Genomic DNA, 24394 nt, shown 5'->3' with positions numbered 1-24394 from the left:
TCGTGCATTCGGTCACAAACGACCGTAACCGTGTCGTAAACAAGAATACAGCTCTTCAAGGGCACCGAATGCTGGCGACAAGATCGCCGCACAACCGCTTAAAAACGGGTCGATGAATGAAATTTGATTATAGCTCAGCCGAGCAGGCGCCCCGCCGTTCGGCCCACCGTATCGTGTTGATCACGGCCCTCTGCGGCGTCGGCGTCGCGGCGCTGATGTCGCGCGAAACCTCGGCCAACCGGCATGTGCCGGACTCGGCGACCGCGCCGATGGTGCTGGACGCCGACAACGCTGCGCAGTACGACGAGTCGATCCAGTCGGCCCTGGCCGATTCGATTGCCGTGCCGCAGGCCAGCGAATGGATCACGGTATCGGTCAAGAGCGGTGAGAGCCTGTCGAACATCTTCGACTCCCAGGGCTTGCCTCCCGATGAATGGATGGCGCTGCTGAAACTCGGCGGCGACACGCTCGAGCTGAAGCGCCTCAAGGCCGGCGAAGAGATCAAAATCCGCAAGGAGGGCGACCAGCTTCAGGAGCTGAGCTACGCGCTCGATGAACTCCGCACGCTGAATGTACGCCGCGTAGATGACCAATTCGAGGCAGTCACGCTGACCGCCGAAGTCGAGCACCGCCAGGCCCGGGCCACCGGCACCATCACCAGCTCGCTGTTCAACGACGGCAACAAGGCTGGCCTGACCGACCGCATGGTCATGGAGATGGCCGAGATCTTCGGCTACGACGTCGACTTCGCGCTGGACCTGCGCCAGGGCGACCGCTTCGCCGTCGTCTACGAGGAGCTGTACAAGAACGGCAAGCGCATGCGCTTCGGCGACATTCTCGCCGCCGAATTCGTCAACCAGGGCAAGACCTACCGCGCGGTGCGCAATGTCGGCGCCGATGGCCGCGTCGCCTACTACACGCCGGAAGGCCAGTCGCTGCGCAAGGCCTTCATCCGCACCCCGCTGGACGTCTGCCGCATCAGCTCGCCGTTCGACCTGCACCGCCGCCACCCGATCCTGAACACGATCCGCGCCCACAAGGGCGTCGATTACGCCGCCGCATCCGGCACGCCGATCAAGGCCGTGGGCGATGCCAAAGTCAGCTTCGTGGGTCTGAAGAACGGCTTCGGCCGCGTCGTCGTGCTGCAGCACGGCTCACAGTACGAAACCCTGTACGCCCACATGTCCGCGTTCCGCTCCGGCCTGTCGGTCGGCCAGCGCGTTGCCCAAGGCCAGGTGATCGGCTATGTCGGCATGTCCGGCCTGGCCACCGCGCCGCATCTGCACTTCGAATTCCACATCGGCGGCAACGTCGTCAATCCGGTGACCGTCGCGATGCCGCGCGCCAATCCGATCTCGGGCAGCGAGCTGGCCAAGTTCAAGCTGTCGAGCAAGGCGATGGTGGCCGCGCTCGACCAGGCCGACGCCAGGCAGCAGAACGCGATGGCGACCCCGGCCCTCGGCGGCTCGGCCGCGCCGGTCACCGCGGCTCCCTGATCCGCTTTGAGGTACAGCCGATGACGCAGATGCGCGCCATCGGCCTGATTTCCGGCACCAGCCAGGACGGCATCGACGCCGTGCTGGCCGAGTTCGAGGACGGCGCTTTTCGCCGCGTCCTCGCCACTCACAGCGGCGCCTATCCGGCCGCTGTCCGCTCGCGACTGCTGGAACTCGGCTACGAAAACACGCCGGTCATATTGGCCGAATACGCCGCGCTCGACCGCGCCGTCGCGGATGCCTTCGCCGACACCGCGATCGAGCTGCTGAAGCTCGCCGGCGTCGAGCGATCCTCGGTCCGGGTGCTCGGCAGCCACGGCCAGACCGTATTTCACGACGCGGTAAAGATCGGCAACAGCCTGCAGCTCGGCGATCCGTCACGGATCGCGGCGCGCACCGGCATCGTCACCGTCGCCGACTTCCGCCGCGCCGACGTCGCCCTCGGCGGCCAGGGCGCACCGCTGCTGCCGGTGTTCCACCACGCGCTGTTCGCCGAAGACGGCGAGCCCCGCGCGGTATTGAATCTGGGCGGCATCGCCAATCTGACCTTGTTGCCGGGCGCCGAGGCCGCCGCGGTGCGCGGCTTCGATTGCGGCCCGGCCAACGGCCTGATGGACGAATGGGCCGAGCTGCATATCGGTAAGCGCTACGACGCCGACGGCGCTTTCGCCGCCAGCGGCAAGCTCAATGCGCCGCTGTTGAACGCGCTGCTGGCCGACCCCTATTTCGCGCAGCCCTCGCCGAAGAGCACCGGCCGCGGCTACTTCCGGCTCGGCTGGGTACGCTCGCGGTGGCCGGCGCTGGACGCTTTGCCGCCGGCCGACGTGCAGCGCACGCTGTGCGAGCTGACGGCGCGCAGTGCGCTGGATGCACTGCAGGCGGAGATGGCGGACGCGCGCGCGCTGCTGGTCTGCGGTGGTGGCGTACGCAATGGTTTCCTGATGCAGCGGCTGCGGGCCTTGGCACCGCAACTACGCGTCGAGTCGACCGAGGTTTACGGGCTGCATCCGGATTGGGTCGAGGCCAGCGCCTTCGCCTGGCTGGCGGTGCAGCGCCTGGACGGCGCTGCCGGCAATCTGCCGGGGGTGACGGGTGCGAGCCGCGCGGCGGTGCTGGGCGGGATTTTCGATCCATAGATGAACATTCCCTCCCCCGCGTGCGGGGGAGGGCCAGGGTGGGGCATTCGTCGCGGCGCAACTCTTGACCGTCTCGCCCCCATCCCGGCCTTCCCCCGCACGCGGGGGAAGGAGAAAGCACTCAATACAAATCCACCGGATCCACATCCAGCGACCAGCGCACCGCGCGCGCGCCGGGCAGCGCGTCCAGCAGCATCGGCCAGGGCTTCAGCGCCCGATGCAGCGAGGTCCGCTCCTGCGCCTGCAGCAGCAGCTGCGCACGGTAGCGGCCGGCGCGGCGCTCCATCGGCGCCGGCACCGGGCCCAGCGCGTGTAGACCCTCGACCACCGGCAGACAGGCCAGCGCGGCCTCCAGGAACGCGATGGCGGCGTCCTCAAGCTTCGCCTCGGCGCGCAGTAGCGCCAGATACGCAAACGGCGGCAGGCCGGCGATGCGGCGTTCCGCGATCAGCAGCTCGGCCAGGCCGTCATAGCCCTGCTCGACTAGGCGCAGCAGCGCCGGGTGTTCGGGCTGGTGGGTCTGCACCAGCACTTCGCCGCGCTTGTCGGCGCGGCCGGCACGACCGGCGACCTGGGTCAGCAGCTGGCCCATGCGTTCCAGCGCACGGAAATCGACGCTGAACAGCGCCTGGTCGGCGTCGACGATGCCGACCAGCGACAGGCCGGCGAAGTCGTGACCCTTGGCCAGCATCTGCGTGCCGACCAAAATATTGACGCGGCCTTCGCGGGTGTCGCGCAGCAGCGCGTCGAGCGCGCGCAGGCTGCGCAGGCGGTCACTGTCGAAACGCTCGACGCGGGCCTCCGGGAAACGCTCGCGCAGCGCTTCTTCGACCCGCTCGGTGCCCTGGCCCAGCGCCACCAGCTGCCTGGACTGGCACTGCGGGCAGGCGCGCGGCGCGGCCTGCTTGGCTCCGCAGTGATGGCAGATCAGCCGGCCGCGGCCGCGGTGCAGCGTCATCCGCGCATCGCAGTGCCGGCATTGCGCGGTCCAGCCGCAGTCGTGGCACAGCAGCGCCGGCGCGTAGCCGCGGCGGTTGATGAACAGCAGCACCTGGCCACCGTCGTGCAAATGCCGGGCGACCGCATGCGCCAGCGCTGGCGACAGACCGTTGTGCAGCGCCAGGCCGCGCATGTCGAGCAGCTGCAAGCGCGGCGGCGGCACCTGGCGCACGCGCTGGGGCAGCCGCAGCCAGGCGTAGCGGCCGGTCTGCGCGTGGGCCAGCGACTCCAGCGACGGCGTCGCCGAACCCAGGATCACCGGCGCCGCCACGCGCTGGCCGCGCAGCACCGCGAGGTCGCGCGCCGAATAGCGCAGTCCGTCCTGCTGCTTGAACGAGACGTCGTGCTCCTCGTCGACGATCACCAGGCCGAGCCGCGGCAGCGGCAGCAGCACCGCCGAACGCGTGCCGACGACGATCGGAAGCGTGCCGGATCGCGCACGCAGCCAGACCTGGCCGCGCTCGGTCTCCGACAGCGCCGAATGCGAGCCGGCGACCGCGGCGGCACCGAAGCGCTCGCGCACCCGCTCCAGCAGCTGCGGCGTCAGCCCGATCTCGGGCACCAGCACCAGCACCTGATGGCCGGCCGCGAGCGCCGATGTGATCGCGCGCAGATAGACCTCGGTCTTGCCGCTGCCGGTCACGCCGTGCAGCAGATGCACGCCGAAGCCGGGCGATGCGGCCAGTGCATCGACGGCGCGGGCCTGGTCCTCGGTCAATGCCGGAAGATCGCCGATCGCCGGCAAAACCACGGTCGGCGCAGTCGGCGTCTCTTCGACCTGTTCGCCGATCCATTGCTCGGCCAGCGCCCGGCGCAGCACTGCGGCCGGCGCGACTAGCGCCGCTCGCTCGGCAGGCGCCGCGGCCAGCCGGGTCAGCAGCCCGCGCAGCCGCAGCGCGCGCGCCGGCAAGCGGCTCAGCGCTTCGCGGCCGGCCGGCGTGATGGCGTAGCGCAGCGGCTGCCGCAATAGCGCCGGCTGGTCGCCGCGCAGCGCCACCGGCAGCATCGCGGCGACGACTTCGCCGATCGGGTGCCGGTAGTAGTCGGCGATCCACGCCGCCAGCGCGAGCTGTTCTTCGGACAGCAGCGGCTGCGTATCGAGCGCCCGCAGCAGCTCGCGATAATGGCCCGCAGCTGCGTTCGGATCGGCATCGACTCCGATCTTCAACACCACGCCGGTCAACTCGCGGCGGCCGAATGGCAGGCGCACGCGGCAGCCCGGAAATACGCTGATTCCGGCCGGAATCAAGTAGTCGAAGGCGGTGTAAAGCGGCACCGGCACCGCGACCGAAACCAGGCTCTGCGTCATCCGCCGGGCTTGTGGATAACGTTGGGGAACGAATCAGGGACGGCGGAATGGGTCAAACATCCCGGCAAGTCAAGAAAATTCTGCAGGGCTTCGACACAGAACATTATTGTTTTCCATATCATGCACTTGCAACGCTGTTACGAAGCAATGACAGAAGTATGACTTGACCTGAAGGCCGGTTCGATATTAGGCGGAGCTGTGTATAGGCCACGCCCGCCGATTATGCCGGAGCACTGCCGGATCCCCGGGCAAAACATTTCATCTAACGCCGCTCGACCTGGTAGAGCAGATCGCCGCCGGTGAAATTGGTCGAGTCTCCGCTGCCGGATTCGGTGGACAGCTTGAAGCCCTTGCCCAGGTCGTAGAGCAGCTTGAACACCTGGCCCGGCTGGAACAGGCCGATGCCGTAGGACACGAAGATCTTCGGTGACAAATACTTGCCCACCGTCAGCCGCGCCTGTTCCTGGGTCTCGCCCGGGGCCGCGCCCAGCGAGATCGAGTCCAGGCCCAGGCCTTTCTGGAAGCTTTGCGCCAGCAGGCTGCCGCCGCCCAGGCCCAGCGCGACCGCGGCGCCGCTGAGTGCGCTGCGATCCTGGGTGTTGGTCGACGACTGTTCCAGCGGCTGGCCGAACAGCAGCCAGGACAGCTGCTGTTGCTGGGTCATGGTCGGGCTGGAGTACAGCGACAGCACCGGCTTCTCCAGCGTGCCGCGCACGTAGATGCCGACGGTCACGTCCTCGGTCTCCTTCTTTGCCGCCTTGATTTCCAGGCCCGGCTTGGCGATCGGGCCGCCGTTGAACAGCAGCTTACCGGTCTCGATGCTCAGATCCTGACCATAGGCCTTGTACTGGCCCTCTGCCAGATGAAATTCGCCGTAGCCGAGCGTGTCGCGGCCGGGCTGGTCGACCGCGGTGACGGCGCCTTCCAGTCGCGTCTTCAGGCCGTAGCCCTCGAGCTTGACCTTGTCCCCGAACACCAGCTTGACTTCGGTGGCCAGGCTGAAGGACTCGACCCGCTCCGGCGCCTTGCCGCTGGCGTCAACGATGACCTGATCCGACGACGGCCCGACGCCGGTGTTCTCGCCCTGCTGCAGCCGCACGTCGGCGCGCGGCACCGTCAGCCGGCCCTTGAGGCTGGCCTCCTTGCCGGACAGCGTGAAGCGCAGATTCGGCGACGCCCAGACCTGGGCCTGCGGCAGGTTCGCGACCTGGAAATCGCTGCCGTCGACCTGCACCACCAGCTTCAGTCCCTGGCTGTTCTCGGTGGGTAGAATCGCCGGCGGCGGCGGCTGCGTCGACGGAGTCGCGACGCCGCCGGAAGGCGCAGCGACCGGCGCGTTGGCATTGGCTTTTTCGGTCGGCGGCGCGGCGGCTGCGGCGACGGTGGCCGCGGTTTCGACATTGGTCTTGGCGTCATTGCTCTTGCGCCGCAGGTTCGGCGCCGCGGAGCCGGACACCGGCTCTACCGCCAGCGACCCGGTCAACACCTGGCCATCGACGCTGAGCGTGCCACCACCGGACTTGGCCTCGGCAACCAGATGCACGCTGCCGTCGGCGTGGCCGGTGACGGTCGCGTTCAGGCCGGTCAGCTCGATGCCGGGCCGGGTCAGCTTCATCGTGCCGTCGCTGAGCCGGGCCTCGCCCGCGAACTCCGGCGCACTGACCTTGCCGCCGATGCGGTACTGCCCGCTGAGCTTGCCGCTGGCGCTGCTGATCTCGTTGGACAGCACCGACAGGAAGGCCAGATCGGGGAAGTCGAGCCGGATGTCGCCGGCCAGTGCGCGCTCGCCGAGCACTGCACCCGGCGCCAGCGTGGTATCGCCCTCGATGCCGCCGACTTCCAGCGGCAGGCGCAGCTCGGCGCGGCCCTGCTCGGGCGCGTCGGACACGCTCAGATGCCCTGGCAGGAACTTGAAACGGCGCTCGCCCAGCTGCATCGAGCCGGCCGTGGTGGTCAGCTGGGCATCGGCCTGGCGCAAGGCGCCGCCGGCGATCTCGGCCGAAGCGCTGCCGTTGAGCTCGCCCTGTAGTTTCATGTCGTCCGGCAACAAGGCCTGGAACGACGCGAACGCCAGTTGCGCGATCTGCATCTTGGCCCGCGTGGTATCGGGGGTCTGGTGCGCCTCGATGCACACCTGGCCCGGGTTGGCGGTCCAGCAGGCCGGGCCGATGTCGTTCTGCGTCGCCGACAGCAGCAGCGGCGCGGCCTGGCTCAGGCTCCACGGGGGCAGCTTCTGCGGCGCGACATGGCCTTCGGCGAGTTGGCCCTGCCAGCGCTGAGTCTTGTCGTCCCAGCCGCCAGCCAGCAGCACATCGGCCTTGATGTCGTGGCTGGCCAGCGCCAGGCTCAGGCGGTGCTCGCCGCGCGTACCGCTGCCGTGCAACTCCAGGGTTTCGAGATGCGTGCCCACCGATAGATCGCGCGCCTTGGCCTCGATCGTCAGCGGGCCGTTCCAATCCAGGTCGGTTTTCAGCGTCAGCCCCGCCATCGCGTAGTCCTGCCAGCTGGCATGCGCCAGCTCGGCTTCGGCGACCAGCGTCGGCGCCTTCAGGCTGCCGCGGAACTGCGCCTTGGCCTGGATGCTGCCGCCGAGCCCGGGCCACAGTTCGTTCATATGCTGGCTGAGCAGCTGCGCCTGCAGGTCGTAGGGCTCGGTGGCGTGGCCGCTGGCGGTCAGTACGCTGTCGCCGCTGCGCAGCTCGAGGCTGGCGATGTCGAGCGCGCGCTGGGCGTAGCGGCCTTCGACGTCGAGCTTCAGCGGGTAGTTGCGCAGCCGCGAGTCATGCAGCGCGACGATGAAATGCAGCGCCGGATCGGATGGCGCATCAGTCGATCCCGGTTTTTGCGCGACTGCGCCGTCGACGCTGAATTCGCCGTTCAGATCGCCCGGCCAGGCGGCGGCGAACAGGCTCGGATCGAACTTCTGGATACGCCCCTTGAGCGCGCCGCTGGGCTGCGGCGCCCAGGCCAGCTGGCCGGCGGCCTCGAGCCGGCCCGCGCCGACCGCGAGCTGCAGAGTTTCAAGATCAACCGAGCGGGTGCTGCCGGCACCGCGCGCCTGGACATGGCCGGCCTGCTCCTGCGCGACCAGGTCGGCGTCCAGATCGAAGGCATAGGCGTCCGGCAGGCCCTTGAACGACAGCGCGCCGCGTGCCGACTGGTAGGGCTGAACCGGTGCCGGGGTTTTTGCATTCGCCGCCGCCGCGGGTGGGGCGAGCATCGGCCAGGTCAGCTGGGTCCATTGCGCGCTTGCGTCGAGCTTGCCGTTCCAGCGGCCCTGGGCCTGCAGCTGGCCGTCGGCGCCAAGCGCCGCGGCAACACTGAACGCGATGTCGCTCCACGGCCCCTTCAGCGTCGCGGTGCCTTGCTTGCTGGCAACCAGCGGCTGCGCGTCCGCAGCGGCGCCGGCCACACCGGGCATCGGCCAGACCAGGTCGCGCCAGGCCAGCTGCAGATCGCTCGCACTCTGGTAGCCGACGAAACCCTGCGCGCTGGCCACGATCGGCGACAGCAGCGACAGCTTGCGGATGTCGACGCCCTTGTCGCTCAGCTCGGCCTCGGCCTGCAGCGAAACGTGGCCGGCCTGCGGATAGTCCGCGATGAGACGTTCGACGGTGACGCGCGAGCCGATCCAGCGGCCGACGAATTCGGCGCGCGGCAGCACGATCGGCTGCTCGGCTCCGGCGGCCCAGAACTTCAGGTCGGTGACCGCCAGATGCTCCAGCTCGACGTTGACCGGCAAGCGCGACAGCGGCGGCTTGCCACTGGGCGGCGACGGAGTATCGCTGGGCTTCAGATGCACTTCGAGGCCGTCGGCAACCAGCTCCTGCACCGACGCCCTGCGCTCGTACAGATGCGCCGGCGTCCAGTGCAGCACCAGACTTTTTGCGGTGACGCGGGCGTAGCGGTCCTCGTAGACCAGATCGCGCCATTCCAGCGAGCCGCTGATATCGCCCTTGCGCTCACCGATGCTGATCTGCGCGCCGATCAGCGGAGCGAGCCGGGCCAGCAGCACGCCGTTGCCGGATTCGCTGGCGATCAGCCACCAGACGCCGCCCGGCAGGCTCAATGCGAAGAACAGGAACAGCGCGCCGGCGGCAAGCAGTACTTTCCTCACAGCCCCACCCGCACGCTGATATGCAGGCGCAGGCCGATGAACTGGCCCTCGGCGTCGCCGGTCAAGGGATGCGCCAGGTCGACCTGGAACGAGCCGACCGGCGCGCGGTAGCGCAAGCCGGCACCGACGCCGTAATAAAGTTTCGGCAGAAACACTTCGTCGGCGCCGCCGGCATCGACGAACACCGCTGCGCCCCAGTTGCCCTTGATCCGGCGTTCCAGCTCGGTGCTGAACGTGGCCAGGTACTGGCCACCGGTAACGTTGCCCTCGCCGTCGGTGCCGATCGACTCGTAGCTGTAACCGCGCACGCTGTTGTCGCCGCCAGCGAAGAAACGCTGCGTCGCCGGCAGGTCGGTGAACCGGTCGTGAAAGTTCGCGCCCAGCTCCACGCGGCCGAGCAGGCGCGTCTTGTAGTCCAGCGAGTAGACACCGCGGGTCAGCAGATAAGTGCGCACGAACGAGGTGCTCGACAAGGCGTTCTTCTGGGCGCCATGCACGTCGGCAAACACGTACCAGCCGCGGTGCGCGAAGATCGGATCGTCGGAATCGGTACGCGTGAACGACACGCCCGGCGTCAGCAGATCCGCCGTCGCAGTCTGATCGACCGACTCGGTTATCTCGTCTCCGGTCACGGGATCGGTCTGCGGCGCTCCGGTGACGGGATCGAGTACCGCTTGCTTCATGGGGAACGTGGACCGCTCGTGCGAGTACTCCAGATACAAGCGCCGCTGCCACTCGCCCGGATGCCGGTTAAGGCTCGCACCGAAAGTGTATTTTGAGGTGTCGCCTTCGTTCAGAGCTTCCCGATCCTGGATCGCGCTGAAGGTCAGGTTCTCGCCGGGCTTGGCGCCCTGCGGTACACGATAGTTGGCGGCCGCGGTGTCCTTGATCTGCGATACGCGCGCACTCGCGTCGAGGTTGTGGCCCCATTGGTTGATCTGCCGCCACTCGGTGCCCAGCGACACGCGCGCGCCGGTATCGGTGCCGTAGCCGATGCCGCCTTCGTAGCGATGCTTCTTGCGCGGCGTGGTGTGGATCACCAGCGGCACGCGGTGTTCGGCGTCGGCCTCGGTGCGCTGCGGTGTGATTTCCACCGATTGGAAGTAGCCCAGATCGCTGAGCGCGAACTGCTGGTCGAGCAGCTTCTGCGGATCGAAGGGTTCGCCCTCCTTCAACGATAGGTAGCGCTCGACGAAGTCCTGGTTCAGGCCCTGCTCGCCGTCCTGCTGCAGCGTGACGCGGCCAAAGGCGTAGCGCGGCCCGGTCTGCAGATGCAGATAGATCTCGGCCTGGCGCGAATCCGGATTGACGCGCAGCTCGCTGACCGCCCAATACGCATCGAGAAAGCCGCCCGCATACGCGGCGTCGGTGAGCAGCTTCTTGGCCTCCTCGTAGTCGGCATGCTTGAGCCGCTCGCCCAGGGTCAGGCGGCGGTTGGCGCGACGCAGGGCCGCCTTGAAAGCCTCGTGCTCGGCGCCCTCGCCGAGCAGCTGGACATCGATCTTGCTGATCAGCGTCGGCTCGCCGGCGTCGACACGATAGTGCGCCACCCAGGTCGGCTCGGAGCCGCTGAGTTCGGCCTCGATGCTCGGCGTGTACCAGCCGAAAGGCTGCAGCGCGACGCGGATATCGGCAGGCGCCTGCTCGTGCAGCCGCTCGACCAGGCTTTCGCTTAGATCCTTGCGATCACCCTGTTGGCGTATCGTCAGCCGGGCCAGGACATTGGTCTTTTCGTCAGGGCCCAGGCCGCTCACGTCGACGCGCACAGCGGCCTGCGCGGCAGACAGCGGCAACAGAACCAGCAGGCAGATTGCGCTGAGGCGACGGATCATCGTCCCGCATATTATGGAAGCGGCCATCAAATGTCTGAACGAAGGACACGACGGCGCGAGGGCCGCTCAAAATCAAAACCCCTTCCCCGCGCGAGGAAGGCGTAGCGCTTAGCGCGATCCGAGACCGCGAATCGAAGCTACGGGGATCAGCCGCGCCACAGATTGTCGACGTTCACCTTGCCGTCGCTGACCACGCGGCGCGACAGCTCGACCGCGCGATAGATCATCGGCACCGACTTGACCTTGCCCGACAGCAGCACCTCGCCGTTGAGCACCGACACCGCGATGCGGCCGCGCAGCTTGTTGTCGGCGGCGAGGATGTCGATCACCTTGGCGGCGATCTCGCGATCGGCCTCGGTCATCGTGTACGGCGTAATGTCCTGCACCACCTCGGCGCCGGTCAGAATCCGCGCCTCGACACCGCTGATCGGGACCGGCGCGTCGGCCGGGGCCGACATCGCAACCGCGTCGGGGGCCGTGGCCGCTGCCGCGGGCGTGACGGGCACAGCGGCAACCGGCGCTGCGGGTGCGACCGTCGCTGCCGGTGCAACGACGGGGGCGGACTCGGACGAATCGGCCATCGCCGGAGCGGCAAAGGCAAAGCCGGTGACAAGGGCCAAGCCGAGTCCGGCGCGGCTGAGGGCATGGGGGTTGAGCATGGTGTTCTCCTATTGCGACCGGTCCTTAACAGTACCGATCTTGACATCAAAGCTTACGTCACGAAATGCGAGATGGATGCCAAGATGCAAAAAGGCCGCGTCGGAGTACCGACGCGGCCCTGGTTTCAGCGGTCTTGACTAGCAGCCTGCCGGACTTGGGTGACCGAGAGCGAAAAAGTGGCTGTGCGAGGACAGATTGCGCCGACTTCGAAGGCTCATAGCGCCGCTATGGGCCGAGAAGGCGACGAAATATGGACCGCACAGACGCTTTTGCAGCCGATCATCCCAAGCCCGACAGGCTGCTAGTGATCGAACTTCTTGGCGCCGTCCTTGACGGCGTCCTTGGCCTTGCCATAGTTCTCCTGGACTTTGCCTTCGACGCGCTGCACGCCGCCCTTGACCTGCATCTCCTTGTTGTCGATCAACTCGCCGGCTTTCTGCTTGGCGGCGCCGACGACTTGCTTGGCCTTACCTTCGATGGTGTTCTTGTCCATGTTCTTTCTGCTCCTGTGCCTGGTATGCGGATGCAACGGGATAAATATTCGGGCCCTGCTGCGGCCCTGCTTACGACTGGCTGATCTTCAGCTGGTCATCGTCGACGCTCTTGACGCCGTCGATCCTGCGAGTGATATCGACCGCACGCTTGTGCGCCTCGGCGCTGGCCACTTCGCCCTTGAGCGTGACCACGCCCTTGTCGGTGTCGACCTTGATCGCCGTCGCCTTGACCACGTCGTCGGCAGCGAACTGCGCCTTGACCTTGGTCGTGATCGTCGCATCCGAGATCGTCGAGCCGACCTGGTCGGCCGCGTTCTCGGCCTTGGCACTCATATCGTCCATCGCGCCGGGCGCCGCAATCCGGTTGTCGATGCCCTGAACCTCGGCGACATTGCGCGCAAGTTCTTCGGCGGCGTGCTTCGCATCGGCCGACGGTGCGGAACCGCTCAGCGTGACCACGCCGTTATTGGTTTCGATGTCGATCTTCGCGGTTTCCATGCGCTCGTCCGACATCAGGCGCTGCTTGACCTTGGCGGTGATCGCCGTGTCGTCCATCGCCGCGCCGATGCTGGCGCTTTCCTTGGGTGCGTCGGCAGCCGCGCTATCGGTCATCTGGCCATCGTTGCGATGGCACGCGGCGACGCCCAGCGTCGCAACGATGCCGGCGATCATCAGCGATTTCTTGAACAGCGAAGTCGAGTTATTCATGAGCAATCCTTTGCTTGACTGAATGGAACTAAGGGAGAGTGATGCGAATTGGAATTGGAGTCCGTCGCGTGGACGGTGCGAATCGGCGGCGACGCAACACGATTCGCAAAACGAATGAACGGGCCGGCGGCACAACGCAGCCGCCGGCCCGATTCGTCACGGTACCGTGCGGCGGCCGGTGATCAGCGACACCACGAACAGCACCAGGAATACCAGGAACAGCACCTTGGCAATCCAGGCCGCAGTACCCGCGACGCCGAAGAAACCCAGACCACCTGCGATCAACGCGATAACCAGAAAGATGACGGCATAGCTCAGCATGACAGCCTCCTTTTTGTGAGTGCTGACGGATGGAGGCCAGGCCACCGCTCCGTTCAACTGCGGCCAGATTGCCTGTGCGCCTATGAGCCGGGGCTTAAGTGGAACTTGCTGTCGAGTTAACGGATCGGCTTCGCCAAAGCCGCCACCAAAAGCTTGAAAAGAGATTGCAGCTGTCATCCTGTTGGCATAGCGTCGGGCCGGGGATTCAGAAAATGAGCCGCCGCGGCATCTTTAGGCGGCCGACAAAATGATGTGTGCAGCTGTACACAAGGGAGAGTTTTTATGTCGAGAGCAACACGAGCCGGCATCCGCATCGCCACTGCATCGGTCTTGCTGTGGTCCCTTGCGTCGATCAGCAATGCAGCGGCGGGATCATCCGTCGAGACCGCGGCGAGCAAGATCACTCACGGCCAGCGAGTCTCGGGCTCCGAAACCCCGCAAGGCATCACCGCCGAAGCCTGGGCCGGCATCCAGCAGCAGATTGCGAAGGCCGAGTACGAGGCGGCGCCGGTGCCATCGGATCCGGACACCATCAGCTCCCACAATCCGAAACAGGATCTGCAGCTGCGCTTCACCAGCGAAGGCGCCAGTTTCGAGTCGTTGAGAAACCGAGAACCCGCTACTTTCGGTACCAGAAGCCATGATATTCCGGCGACCGGCTCTGACGCGGCGGGACGCTTGCCACTCGGCTTGCAGACACTGTCCTTGTCACGCGGCGCACAGCGTCAAGCAGCCGAAGCAGTGCAGCCGGTCGCGGATGGTGCTCGCATCGAATACCGCCGCAGCGGCTGGACCGAGTGGTACGTCAATACACCGGCAGGTCTCGAACATGGCTACGAGTTGCACCGGCAGCCGAGACATACCAGCAGCGATCGTCCGGACAAGGTCGAACCGGTCCGCATCGTTCTAGCCGTGTCCGGCATGGAGGTCATCACGCAAGCCGACGGCAGCCTGCGCTTCACTGACGCCACCGGTCGCAGTCTGCGGTACGACAAGCTGGTGGTCACCGACGCCGACGGCCGCTCGCTGCCCGCAACGCTGACCGCGCCAAGCAAAGACCGCGTCGAAATCGCCTTTGACGATGCCGCAGCACACTATCCGGTGACCGTCGATCCGCTGCTCGTCAATGAAGACCAGACTATCAGCAATCCGGATGCCGGAGGCCAACAGTTCGGCGTCAGCGTCGCTATATCGGGCGATACCGCCATCGTCTCAACGCCTTACTCAGTCATCTACATCTTCGTCCATAGCGGCAATTCCTGGGCTCAGCAAGCTCGATTCGGAGGCGTACCAGGCTACAAGCTAGGGACGGCCGTCGCGATATCCGGTGATACCGCGGCGGCCGGTCACGGAGCCAAGGATAGCTCCCCGGAAACTTCTCCGGGAACTGTCCAAGTGTACCAGCGGACAGGCACTGTATGGACGCCGCAATTGTCCATGTTCTCTAACTCGGTGGGAGGCTTCGGTACGTCGATCGCGCTTGGAGATGACACTCTGTTGGTTGGCGCGCCCGGCGATGACAGTCAGGAGGGCAATCAGGGCTCGGCCTATGTCTTTGTTCGCTCTGGCGTCAGTTGGAGCTGGCAAGCGACACTGACTGCGGCAGACGGTGCGCCAGGGGACGCCTTCGGCGATTCGGTAGCCCTCTCGGGCGATACGGCGCTGATCTCAAGCTTCAAAGACGACATCGGCGCCAACGTCGATCAAGGCTCGGCCTATGTCTTCAAACGCTCGGGCACTGATTGGTCGCAACAGGCCAAGCTGACCGCAGCCGATGGCATGCCCAACGATCAGTTCGGATCGGCTCTGGCTATCGCCAATGACACGGCCTTGATAGGAGTGTGGTTGCATGACGTCGCAGGCAATCAAGATCAGGGCAGCGCCTACGTTTTCGTGCGCAAGGACGACTCCAATTGGCAGCAACAAGCGACACTGAACTTCTCCGGTAGCGAGACAAGTGCTCATTTCGGTTTTGCGGTGGGGCTAACAGGTGATGTCGCCCTCGTAGGTGCACCCAAAAAGAAAACTGACTCGGGAAACGAAGGGGCGGCCTATGTATTCGTCCGGACGGCATCGGCCTGGTCCCAGCAGGCGGAACTATTTGGTATCGATGGCATGCCAGGCGACAAGTTCGGTAACGCAGTTGCCGCATCGGGAACCGATCTACTCGTGGGATCGCCGGAAGACGATGTACCGGACGGCATCGACGGCGGCTCGATTCACTTCTACCGCATCGGCACCGACTACGGCGATGCGCCGTCGCCCTATCCGACGCTGCTTGCCGACAACGGCGCACGCCACTTCATCAACACCGACGGGCCCTACCTGGGCAGTGGCATCGATGCAGAAACCGACGGTCAGCCGATCAACAGCGGCGCCACCGGCGACGACATCAACAACACCGATGACGAAGACGGCGTGAGCTTCAGCAAGCTCAAGCCCGGCAAGGCGGCCAGCGTCACCGTGGTTGTCACGGCACCGGCCGGCACCGCACAACTCGATGCCTGGATGGATTTCAACGCTGACGACGACTGGAGCGATGCCGGCGAGCAGATCTTCACGAAGAAGCTCGTCAACAACGGCAGCAACACCCTCAGCTTCACGGTGCCGGCAACGGCAATCGTCGGCCAGACCTATGCTCGATTCCGATTGAGCCCTGCCGGGGCTGGTGGCGCAAAAACCGCCGGCAAGGTCATGTTTGGTGAAGTCGAGGACTACCTCGTCAAGATCAAAGCGCCGTGAGCAACGCGGGCTTGGCTGTTGAACTCAGCGAGTGCGCAGCGCAGCCAGGACCGCTTCCACATCCGGGCTTTTGCCGAGCCAGATCTCGAACGACACAGCGGCCTGCTCGACCAGCATGCCGAGGCCGTCATCGGTCTTGGCGGCGCTCTGTTGCTGCGCCCAGGCCGCGAACGGCGCGTGCGCCTTGCCGTAGCTGAGGTCGTAGCAGCTGCCGCCTTCGACCAACAGCGGGCCGGGCAGGCGCGGCATGCCGCCGGCGTGGCCGGCGGAGGTGGCGTTGATGATCAGATCGTAGTGATCGCCTTTCAGCGCGAGATGCGTGCAGGGACGCAGCGGGCCGCGACCTTTGAACTGCTCGGCCAGTGCTTCGGGCTTCCAGGGATTGCGGCTCGACACAACCAGCTCTTTGGGATGCAGCGCGAGCAGCGGATCGATCGCGCCGCGCGCGGCACCACCGGCGCCGAGCAATAAAACACGCTGGCCAGCTACCGCGATGCCCAGACGCGCCAGATCGCGCACCAGACCTTCGCCGTCGGTGTTGTCGCCGATCCAGCCGCTGTCAGTGCGCTTCAGGCAGTTCACGGCACCGGCGATCTGCGCGCGTTCGCTGACGCCCTCGCATAGCGCTGCGACCACAGCCTTATGCGGCAAGGTGACGTTGATGCCGCTGTAGCCGTCGGCATGCAGTTGCTGCAGACGCGCGGCGAGATCGGCGGGCGCAATCTCGATCGCCTCGTAACTCAGATCGATGCCGAACGCTTTCGCAAACAGCGCATGGATGCGCGGCGACAGCGAATGCGCGACCGGCTGGCCGATGACGCCATAGCGTGAAATTTTGCGTAACTCTGCTGCAGCACCCATTTATTCAGCCAGCCACTTTGCAGCTTTCTTCGCGTAGTACGTCAGCACGATGTCGGCGCCGGCGCGGCGGAAGCACAGCAGCGCTTCCATCAGCGCTTTCTTCTCGTCGAGCCAGCCGTTCTGAATGGCCGCGTGCAGCATCGCGTACTCGCCGCTGACCTGGTACGCGGCAGTCGGCACTCCAAACTTATCTTTCACGCGGCGGATGATGTCGAGATACGGCATGCCGGGCTTGACCATGATGATGTCGGCGCCCTCGGCCAGATCGAGCTCGACTTCGCGCAGCGCCTCGTCGGTATTCGCCGGGTCCATCTGATAGGTGCGCTTGTCGCCGCGGCCGAGATTCGCTGCTGAGCCGACCGCGTCGCGGAACGGGCCGTAGAAGCTCGACGCGTATTTGGCCGCGTACGAAAGAATGATGGTGTTGTGCTGGCTGTCGCGCTCCAGCACTTCGCGGATCTGGCCGATGCGGCCGTCCATCATGTCCGAGGGCGAGACGATGTCGGCGCCGGCTCGTGCGTACAGCAGCGCCTGTTTGCGCAGCATCTCCAGCGTCAGATCGTTGGTGACGTAGCCGCTGGCATCGAGCAGGCCGTCGTGGCCGTGCGAGGTGTAAGGGTCGAGCGCGATGTCGACCATCACGCCGAGGTCCGGGCAGGCGGCTTTCACCGCCTTGATCGCGCGCACCACCAGACCATCGGGATTCAACGCCTCAGCGCCGTCTTCGGTCTTCAGTGACTGGGGCAGCACCGGGAACAGCGCGACGCAGCCTATGCCGAGCGCGGCCAGCTCCTGGCATTCGCGTACCAGCTCGAGGATGTCCAGGCGCACTACACCGGGCATCGACGACACCGGACCTTTCTGTGCGCCCTCGGCGATGAAAATCGGCTGGATCAGCTGGCTGGCATGCAGCGAATGCTCGCGGACCATGCCGCGGATGAATTCGGTGCGGCGCAGGCGGCGCGGGCGGGTGCGCGGGAAAGCGTGCTGGCTCAAGGTGATCCTGTCAGGCGGGTGCAATGAGGGCGCGATTATAAGCGTCGTGGCGAACGCTGCGTCCCTCGATACGCCCCGCAAAGCGGGGCTACTCGGGAGGAACGGAGTTTTGTTGAGCTTTCTCCCCCGTTCCTCCCGAGTAGCGCCGCAGGCGCGTATCGAGGGCCGCAGCTGAAACTTGCAGCCCAGCATTTTCCTCCCGCAGAATCGCGCCTCGCGCCGGCTACGCCGTGCGCGGATCTCGGGGCGGGGTGCAATTCCCCACCGGCGGTAATGGCGAGCGATCGCACAAGCCCGCGGGCGCCCGGCGCAGCAGCTTATTGCCGCGTCGGGGACTAGCAGATTCGGTGCGATTCCGAAGCCGACGGTAAAGTCCGGTTACGAGAGCGATGATCTGCCGCGGCCGCGAGGCCGTGCTTGTCGTCTGCGCCCCTTTTCGTCCTGCCGAATCGGAGCGCTGTATGACACACCCTTTCAATCCCCCGCTGACGCTGCCGCGCCTGGCCTTCGTCCAGGCTGGCTGGCACCGCGACATCGTCGACCGCTGCCGCGCCGGTTTCGCCGCCGAGATGCTGGCGCAGGGCTACGCCGCCGACCAGATCGACTACTTCAAAGTCTCCGGTGCCTACGAGCTGCCGCTGCAGACCCGGCTGCTGGCGAAGAGCGGCCGCTATGCCGCGGTGGTCGCCGCCGGCCTGGTCGTCGACGGTGGCATCTACCGCCACGAGTTCGTCGCCCAAGCGGTGATCGACGGCCTGATGCGCAACCAGCTCGACCTGGAGGTGCCGATCCTGTCGGCGGTGCTGACGCCGCATCATTTCCACGAACACGAGCAGCATCGCGGCTATTTTGCCGAGCACTTCGTCGTCAAGGGTACGGAAGTCGCGCGTGCCTGCGCAGAGACGATCGCGGCGACCGCCAGAGCGCGGGAGCAGTTGCCGGCGTAGGTCGGCAATCCCTTGCCGACATGCACACTGGGATGCGCAATCGCGGCCTCACTTCGGCAAGGGATTGCCGACCTACGCGGATGCGGTGCGCTGGTTGAACCAGCCGATCAGATCCGCGGTGACTTCGTCGCGGCAGATGTCGTTCAGCAATTCGTGGCGGGCTTTCGGATAGCTGAGCGCCGTCACGTCGCTCAGGCCCGCATCGCGGTAGCGCTTCTGCAGCGACAACGGCCCTTTGCGCCCCGCACAGACCGGATCGTCCTCGCCGGCGATCGCCAGCAGCGCCAGGTGCTTGGGCACGCGCGCGGCGCGGCGGCTGTCGAGCCGGCCCATTGCCTCGAGCAATTGCACCCACAGGCCGCTGGTGCAGCGGAAGCCGCATTGCGGATCGGCAACGTAGCGGTCGACCTCGACCGGGTCGCGGCTGAGCCAGTCGAACGCGGTGCGCGTCGGCGCGAACTGGCGGTTGTAACTCTTGAACGTCAGCTGCTCGGCCAAGGCGCTGCGCTCGTCGTAGCCGCGCCACAGCCCTTCGGCCTTCAGCAGCGCGAGCCCGACCGCGCGCAGCAGGCCGGCGTCGGCGGTGCTCGCCGACAACACCGCGCCGGCCAGATCGTGCGCGTGGCGGCTCAGGTAATCCTGCAGCAGGAACGAACCCATGCTGTGGCCGAGAATGAATTGCGGAGCGCCGTCGTGCCATTCACCGATCTCGCGCTGCAGGCAGCGGATCGATTGCAGCGCGAGGCGCCAACCGGCGGTTTCGGAGAAATGCCCGAGTTCGTCGGGCGCGCGCGCGGTGCGGCCGTGGCCGGGCAGGTCCTGCGCGTAGACCGCGTAGCCCTCGGCCGTCAGCGCCGCTGCCAGGCGCTGGTAGCGGCCGCTGTGCTCGGCCATGCCATGGATCAGCTGGATCACGCCCCGTAGCGGGCCTGCCGGCAACCAGCAGCGCACGAACGCGATCGCGCTCTTGCTGACGGTCAGCTGGAACTCGCTGGTCTTGTTGCGGCTCGCTTTCATTCGCGATCATCCCGGCGCGATTCGTTAGTCTTGTGCTATCTGTGCGCCTCTCCTGCCGCCGAGTGTTCCACGCGCGGGGGCTCGAGTCGAGACAAACCCCGTCGGGACAAGCTTCAGGAGACAAGATGAGCCAGGCCGCGCCTTCCACCGCTCTGCTGGCGATCGACCAGGGCACCACCAGCTCGCGCGCGATCGTGTTCGACCGTGGCGGCGCCAAACTCGCCAGCGCCAGCCGCGAGCTGCCGCAGTCGTTCCCGCAGCCGGGCTGGGTCGAGCACGACGCGGAGCGCATCTGGACCGACACCGTGGCCTGCGTGCGCGAGGCGCTGGCCCGCGCCGGACGCAAAGCCGCCGATATCGCCGCGCTGGGCATCACCAACCAGCGCGAAACCACGCTGATCTGGAACCGCAAGACCGGCAAGACTATCCATCCGGCGATCGTCTGGCAGGACCGCCGCACCGCCGAGTTCTGCCGCAGGAACGGCCAGCATGACGAGTGGATCGCGAACAAAACCGGCCTGCTGATCGACCCGTATTTCTCGGCGACCAAGATCGCCTGGCTGCTCGAGCACGTCGCCGGCGCGCGTGATGCGGCCAAACGCGGCGAACTGGCGTTCGGCACCATCGACAGCTGGCTGCTGTGGAACCTCAGCGGCGGCAAGCTGCACGCAACCGACGCGACCAATGCCTCGCGCACCGCGCTGTTCGACATCCGCCGCCAGCAATGGGACGACGAGCTGCTGGCTTTCTTCAATATCCCGGCCGAGCTGCTGCCCGAGGTGCGCGACTGCGCCGACGACTACGGCAGCACCGTACCGGAGCTGTTCGGCGGGCCGATCGCGATCCGCGGCGTCGCCGGCGACCAGCAGGCCGCGGTGGTCGGCCAGGCCTGTTTCGAGCCCGGCATGATCAAGAGCACCTATGGCACCGGCTGCTTCATGGTGCTGAACACCGGCCGCGAATTCACCCACAGCAAAAACCGCCTGCTGTCGACGGTCGCGTATCGCCTGAACGGCGAGACGACTTATGCGCTGGAAGGCGCGATCTTCGTCGCCGGCGCTGCCGTGCAATGGCTGCGCGACGCGGTGCGGCTGATCGGCGCCGCCGGCGAAACCGAGGCGCTGGCGCGCTCGATCCAGGACACCCAGGGCGTCTACCTGGTGCCGGCCTTCACCGGCCTCGGCGCGCCGTACTGGGACCCGGAGGCGCGCGGCGCGATCTTCGGCCTGACGCGCGATTCCGGCATCGCGCATATCGTCCGCGCCGCGCTGGAATCCACCTGTTATCAGACTCGCGACCTGATGCTGGCAATGGCCGGCGATGCCTGCACGCCGACCGAGCTGCGCGTCGATGGCGGCATGGTCGTCAACGACTGGCTGACGCAGTTCCTGGCCGATGTGCTGCAGATCGACGTGCTACGTCCGCAGGTGGTCGAGACCACGGCTTTGGGTGCGGCGCTGCTGGCCGGACTCGGCGCGGGTGTCTACGAATCGCTGGGCGAGATCGCCGCGCTGTGGAAGTCCGATGCGCGCTTCTCGCCGGCACGGCCGGCCGCCGATGCGGACCGGCTCTACGACGGCTGGCTCGACGCGGTGAAGCGGGTGCGCAGCGACGCGTGATCGTAGGAGCGACTTCAGGTTTGCTGGCGCTGCGCCTCTGCTAGCGGGCAAGGGTCAGCAAGAATCGGATTGGACTCATCACGGATAGAAAGTGCTCTCAGCCCATAACTGCGGAGCAATTTCAGTAGCGACCGCCCCCTTTTGTCAGGAGGCGCGAGAGGGGCGCTGGAGCATTGCGCTCGGCGCGCAGAAGGCCCCGTTCAGCTTTTCTTGTGCTACTTGTCCTCTTCTCGGTTGATTCGGCTTTGTATGATCTTGAAGTCTCCGGCAATTACGGATTAACCCATGTGGCACGATAAGCTGGGCGCTGGCGGGTCGGCGGAGGTTCCGCGCAAACCCGGACCGTCCCCGTGGTTGCAAATGGGTTCTGCAATTTCGGCGGGACTGCAGCTGGCCGTACTGCGCAAGCCGAATCCCAACCAAGTCGCGTTCACCGCAGGCTCGTTTTGGTTGGCGCTCCTGTTAGTGGCGCCCTGGTACGCCGCCATTGATTACTTCATGGCCGGGTCACCCCGACAGTTCAGCGCCAATGGCTTCGAAAGCCTGGCCGGGCATTCGCTGCTGAGCCTGTTCGTCTGCTACCTGCTCCTCAAGAGCCTCAGCCGCGAGGCGATGCTTTGGTCGCTCGCCACGCTGTTCGCGTACGGCGCGCTAATCCCAATGGCGATCTACGCCGTCGCGTATGACGCGATTCCGGACGGCGGCGATGAAACCAGCAATCGTCAATGGATTATCTACACCGCTCTGGCGTTGTGGTGGGCAGCCATGCTTTGGCGTGCCCTGTCCGGCTTGGCTGCGGGCACGCCGGCCGCCAGGCGCGTGCTGTTGTCGTTCGCAGCGGCGGCAGTGCTGGCTGCCGCCAACTGGCTGATGCCGTCCGGCGAATTCTGGTACACCGACTACTACGCCCTGTATCGCGACCGCCCCGAAGAAGAACCACTGGTCGCAGAGGACGTGCTGCCATCGCAGCCTTTGCTGCTGACCAAGGCACTGGACCGGATCGTACCTGGCACGAAGGGCAAGCCAAGCCTGTACTTCGTCTCCTTCGCGCCCTATGCGAAGCAGGGAGTGTTCGCCAAGGAGGCGCATTACACCGAGCATCTGTTCGAGAGCGATTTGGGCGCGAAAGATCGCACGCTGACTCTAATCAATAGCCGCGCTTCCGTTGCCTCCACCCCGCTGGCCTCGGTCAGCAACCTGCGGACTGCGCTGCGAGAACTAGGGCAGAAGATGATCCTAGATCAGGACATCCTGTTCCTCTATCTCACCAGCCATGGCTCGCGCGATGCGCAGATGGCGGTGAATCTGCCTGGCGTCGGCTTGCATGATCTTGGTGCTCGCGACCTGGCCGGAATGCTCGATGCCGCCGGCATCCGCTGGCGAGTGATCGTGGTATCCAGTTGCTACAGCGGATCATTTATCCCCGAATTGCGGAACGACCATACTCTGGTGATCACTGCGGCGCGTGCCGATCGCACGTCGTTCGGCTGCAGTGATACCGCCGAGTTCACCTACTTCGGCCGGGCCTATTTCCAGCAAGCGTTGAGCCGTACCCGTTCCTTCGTCGATGCGTTCGGCATCGCCCGCGACCTGATCCACCAGTGGGAAACGGAGCAAAAATTTCAGCACGCCGAGCCACAGATCGACAGCGGCAGTCTGATCCAGACCAAACTCGAACAGTGGCAGGCCACGTTGCCGCCGCGTGTGCCGGCAACCGATTCGGCCACACCGGCCGAACCGGCGGTCGCCGATGCCGAGAAGACTCAACTGATCGGACAGCAACGCATTTACCAGCGCTTGTCCCTGGGCTCATTGGCCTTGTCGTCGATCGTGCTGCTGGTGTTGCTCTTCGCCCAACTGCGTGCCTATCTGCGCCATCGCGAACGCAGCCTGCTTGTGTTGACGTTGTCCTCCGCAATGGGGCTTGCTGTTCTTCCATTCCATCTATTGGCGATGGGCGCCGGTGCGGATGCCGAACGATACATGCACCTCTTCTATGCGTCGCTCGTTCTCACCATCGCGCAATGGATGAGTGCCGTAATAGGCACGCTCGCGCTATTACGTTCATACGGCAGCTTGGCTGAGCGAGTACGAGTGGGACCCATCTCGTCACCGAATCTGCCGGCGTTGTTACCCTCAGGTGATTCCGGGCAGGTTGGGGTGAGCGCGGAAAGCGCCAACAATTAGTCGCGCAGCTAACGAGGTTCGCTGCGTTCACTCCGAGCCTACTGGTGCTGCGATTGCGCGAACACGCCCTCGATTTCGACCAGCAGATCACGCCGGCAGACCTCGCCTTCCACCACCAGCAGCGGTGCATCGGCACCGAAGCGTGTCTTCACCAGATCGACGACCGCAGCCGCATCGGCCGGATCGCGCAGATACAGCCGCAAGATCTGCGGCTGCCAGCGCTCGGCGCCGGCATTGCCCAGCAGCGCCTGCACGTTGTCGAGCATCGCGCGGGCCTGTGGCAACACCGCATTCGGATGCTGGGTCTGATGGCCGACGATCGCCGCCGTGCCCGACACCAGCAGCGTGTCGCCATAGCGCGTCGCGCGCGAAAAACTCGGGCTGCTCGGGCCGTATTCGCGTGGGTAGCGGAACGCGCTGGTCTGCCGCGGGTTCTCGATCTGGCGGCCCGCGGTGCGCGAGGCAAAGCCGTACAGCTGCAGGCCCGGCACATGCGTGCCGATCAGCGTCGCCGCCGGCAGACGCCGCTCGAATCCCGGCGCGGCGAGTACCCGGTGACGGCCGACGCAGAAGCGCCGGTAGCGCTCGTTGTCGCCCTCGCCGACGGTGACCTCGTCGAAGTAGTTCCAGATGCGCAGCAGCTCCGGATAGCCGCTGCCGGCGCACAGCGCGAGCAGATCGCGGTATGCGCTTTCGGCCGCTTTTTCGACGTCGCTCGCCGCCGAGTCGATGCGCCAGAAAAACAGATGCTCGCCATCCTCGGCGCAGGCAAAACCCTGGGAGTCGAAGCGGCGCACCGGGCCCGCCGCCGGCCAGACTTCGAGTGCCGGCTCACCGATCGCCGTCAGGGGCACGCGATGCAGGTTTTCGATATCCGCGCCGTCGGTGCCGAAGCGCAGGCAGGCCAGCGCATCGGCCGGCATCGCCGAGGCCGCGTCGGCAAGACGCAGATA

Annotated in this window: 17 protein-coding genes and 1 riboswitch; of the genes, 6 read left to right on the top strand and 11 right to left on the bottom strand. The window is 66.0% G+C overall.

Translation table 11 applies throughout. The features are described from left to right. Positions 1 to 116: 116 nt before the first annotated feature. Both JWQ90_RS26120 and JWQ90_RS26115 read left to right on the top strand, forming a co-directional pair. Complete coding sequence (locus JWQ90_RS26120) at positions 117 to 1496, top strand: peptidoglycan DD-metalloendopeptidase family protein (protein WP_299698010.1); 1380 nt, start codon at positions 117 to 119, stop codon at positions 1494 to 1496. A gap of 20 nt (positions 1497 to 1516) precedes the next feature. Then, positions 1517 to 2632, top strand: coding sequence for an anhydro-N-acetylmuramic acid kinase (locus tag JWQ90_RS26115; RefSeq protein ID WP_299698009.1), 1116 nt, complete (start codon positions 1517 to 1519; stop codon positions 2630 to 2632). Between the two features lie 121 nt (positions 2633 to 2753). Here JWQ90_RS26115 and JWQ90_RS26110 read toward each other — a convergent pair whose 3' ends face one another. From JWQ90_RS26110 to JWQ90_RS26080, 7 genes are all read right to left on the bottom strand, one after another. Further along, positions 2754 to 4940, bottom strand: coding sequence for a primosomal protein N' (locus JWQ90_RS26110; protein WP_299698008.1), 2187 nt, complete (start codon positions 4938 to 4940; stop codon positions 2754 to 2756). A gap of 262 nt (positions 4941 to 5202) precedes the next feature. Further along, the gene (locus JWQ90_RS26105; RefSeq protein ID WP_299698007.1) at positions 5203 to 9057 is read right to left on the bottom strand and encodes a translocation/assembly module TamB domain-containing protein; all 3855 of its coding nucleotides are present in this window, start codon (positions 9055 to 9057) and stop codon (positions 5203 to 5205) included. Next, the gene (locus JWQ90_RS26100; RefSeq protein WP_299698006.1) at positions 9054 to 10889 is read right to left on the bottom strand and encodes an autotransporter assembly complex family protein; all 1836 of its coding nucleotides are present in this window, start codon (positions 10887 to 10889) and stop codon (positions 9054 to 9056) included. Before JWQ90_RS26100 ends, JWQ90_RS26105 begins: the two co-directional genes overlap by 4 nt. 146 nt (positions 10890 to 11035) lie before the next feature. After that, the gene (locus JWQ90_RS26095) at positions 11036 to 11548 is read right to left on the bottom strand and encodes a BON domain-containing protein (RefSeq protein ID WP_299698005.1); all 513 of its coding nucleotides are present in this window, start codon (positions 11546 to 11548) and stop codon (positions 11036 to 11038) included. A 302-nt stretch (positions 11549 to 11850) separates the two neighbouring features. Continuing rightward, positions 11851 to 12042: a CsbD family protein gene (locus tag JWQ90_RS26090; protein WP_299698004.1), complete on the bottom strand. Its 192-nt coding sequence runs from the start codon at positions 12040 to 12042 to the stop codon at positions 11851 to 11853. 70 nt (positions 12043 to 12112) lie between these two features. Next, on the bottom strand, positions 12113 to 12751 hold the full coding sequence (locus tag JWQ90_RS26085) for a BON domain-containing protein (protein ID WP_299698003.1): 639 nt from the start codon (positions 12749 to 12751) through the stop codon (positions 12113 to 12115). Between the two features lie 156 nt (positions 12752 to 12907). Further along, positions 12908 to 13072: a DUF1328 domain-containing protein gene (locus tag JWQ90_RS26080; RefSeq protein ID WP_299698002.1), complete on the bottom strand. Its 165-nt coding sequence runs from the start codon at positions 13070 to 13072 to the stop codon at positions 12908 to 12910. Positions 13073 to 13354: 282 nt separating this feature from the next. Between JWQ90_RS26080 and JWQ90_RS26075 the strand changes: the two genes are divergently transcribed. Then, the gene (locus tag JWQ90_RS26075; protein WP_299698001.1) at positions 13355 to 15814 is read left to right on the top strand and encodes an FG-GAP repeat protein; all 2460 of its coding nucleotides are present in this window, start codon (positions 13355 to 13357) and stop codon (positions 15812 to 15814) included. 24 nt (positions 15815 to 15838) lie between these two features. Here the strand turns inward: JWQ90_RS26075 and aroE are convergent, their stop codons facing one another. Both aroE and hemB read right to left on the bottom strand, forming a co-directional pair. Then, positions 15839 to 16648 (bottom strand): shikimate dehydrogenase, encoded by an 810-nt coding sequence (gene aroE / locus JWQ90_RS26070; RefSeq protein ID WP_366919603.1) that lies wholly within the window; start codon positions 16646 to 16648, stop codon positions 15839 to 15841. Between the two features lie 27 nt (positions 16649 to 16675). Continuing rightward, positions 16676 to 17671: a porphobilinogen synthase gene (gene hemB, locus JWQ90_RS26065; protein WP_299697999.1), complete on the bottom strand. Its 996-nt coding sequence runs from the start codon at positions 17669 to 17671 to the stop codon at positions 16676 to 16678. A 233-nt stretch (positions 17672 to 17904) separates the two neighbouring features. Next, positions 17905 to 18065: riboswitch (FMN riboswitch) on the top strand. A gap of 67 nt (positions 18066 to 18132) precedes the next feature. Here hemB and JWQ90_RS26060 point away from each other — a divergent pair. After that, positions 18133 to 18618 carry a 6,7-dimethyl-8-ribityllumazine synthase gene (locus JWQ90_RS26060; RefSeq protein ID WP_299697998.1) on the top strand — a complete coding sequence of 162 codons (486 nt, stop codon included), beginning with the start codon at positions 18133 to 18135 and terminating at the stop codon, positions 18616 to 18618. A 72-nt stretch (positions 18619 to 18690) separates the two neighbouring features. On the opposite strand, the gene JWQ90_RS26055 is transcribed toward JWQ90_RS26060, so the two are convergent. After that, positions 18691 to 19635 (bottom strand): alpha/beta hydrolase, encoded by a 945-nt coding sequence (locus JWQ90_RS26055; RefSeq protein ID WP_299697997.1) that lies wholly within the window; start codon positions 19633 to 19635, stop codon positions 18691 to 18693. A 125-nt stretch (positions 19636 to 19760) separates the two neighbouring features. On the opposite strand from JWQ90_RS26055, the gene glpK reads away from it, so the two are divergent. Continuing rightward, positions 19761 to 21254: a glycerol kinase GlpK gene (gene glpK / locus JWQ90_RS26050; RefSeq protein ID WP_299697996.1), complete on the top strand. Its 1494-nt coding sequence runs from the start codon at positions 19761 to 19763 to the stop codon at positions 21252 to 21254. A gap of 285 nt (positions 21255 to 21539) precedes the next feature. Further along, the gene (locus JWQ90_RS26045) at positions 21540 to 23441 is read left to right on the top strand and encodes a C13 family peptidase (protein WP_299697995.1); all 1902 of its coding nucleotides are present in this window, start codon (positions 21540 to 21542) and stop codon (positions 23439 to 23441) included. Positions 23442 to 23479: 38 nt separating this feature from the next. On the opposite strand, the gene JWQ90_RS26040 is transcribed toward JWQ90_RS26045, so the two are convergent. Next, a partial coding sequence (locus JWQ90_RS26040) for a Rid family hydrolase (RefSeq protein WP_366919602.1) occupies positions 23480 to 24394 on the bottom strand: 915 nt, incomplete at its 5' end.

This window comes from Hydrocarboniphaga sp., from assembly GCF_028291725.1.
Lineage (GTDB): Bacteria > Pseudomonadota > Gammaproteobacteria > Nevskiales > Nevskiaceae > Hydrocarboniphaga.
Note: the sequence above shows the minus strand (reverse complement) of the source record. Positions and strands in the feature narration are given on the sequence as shown.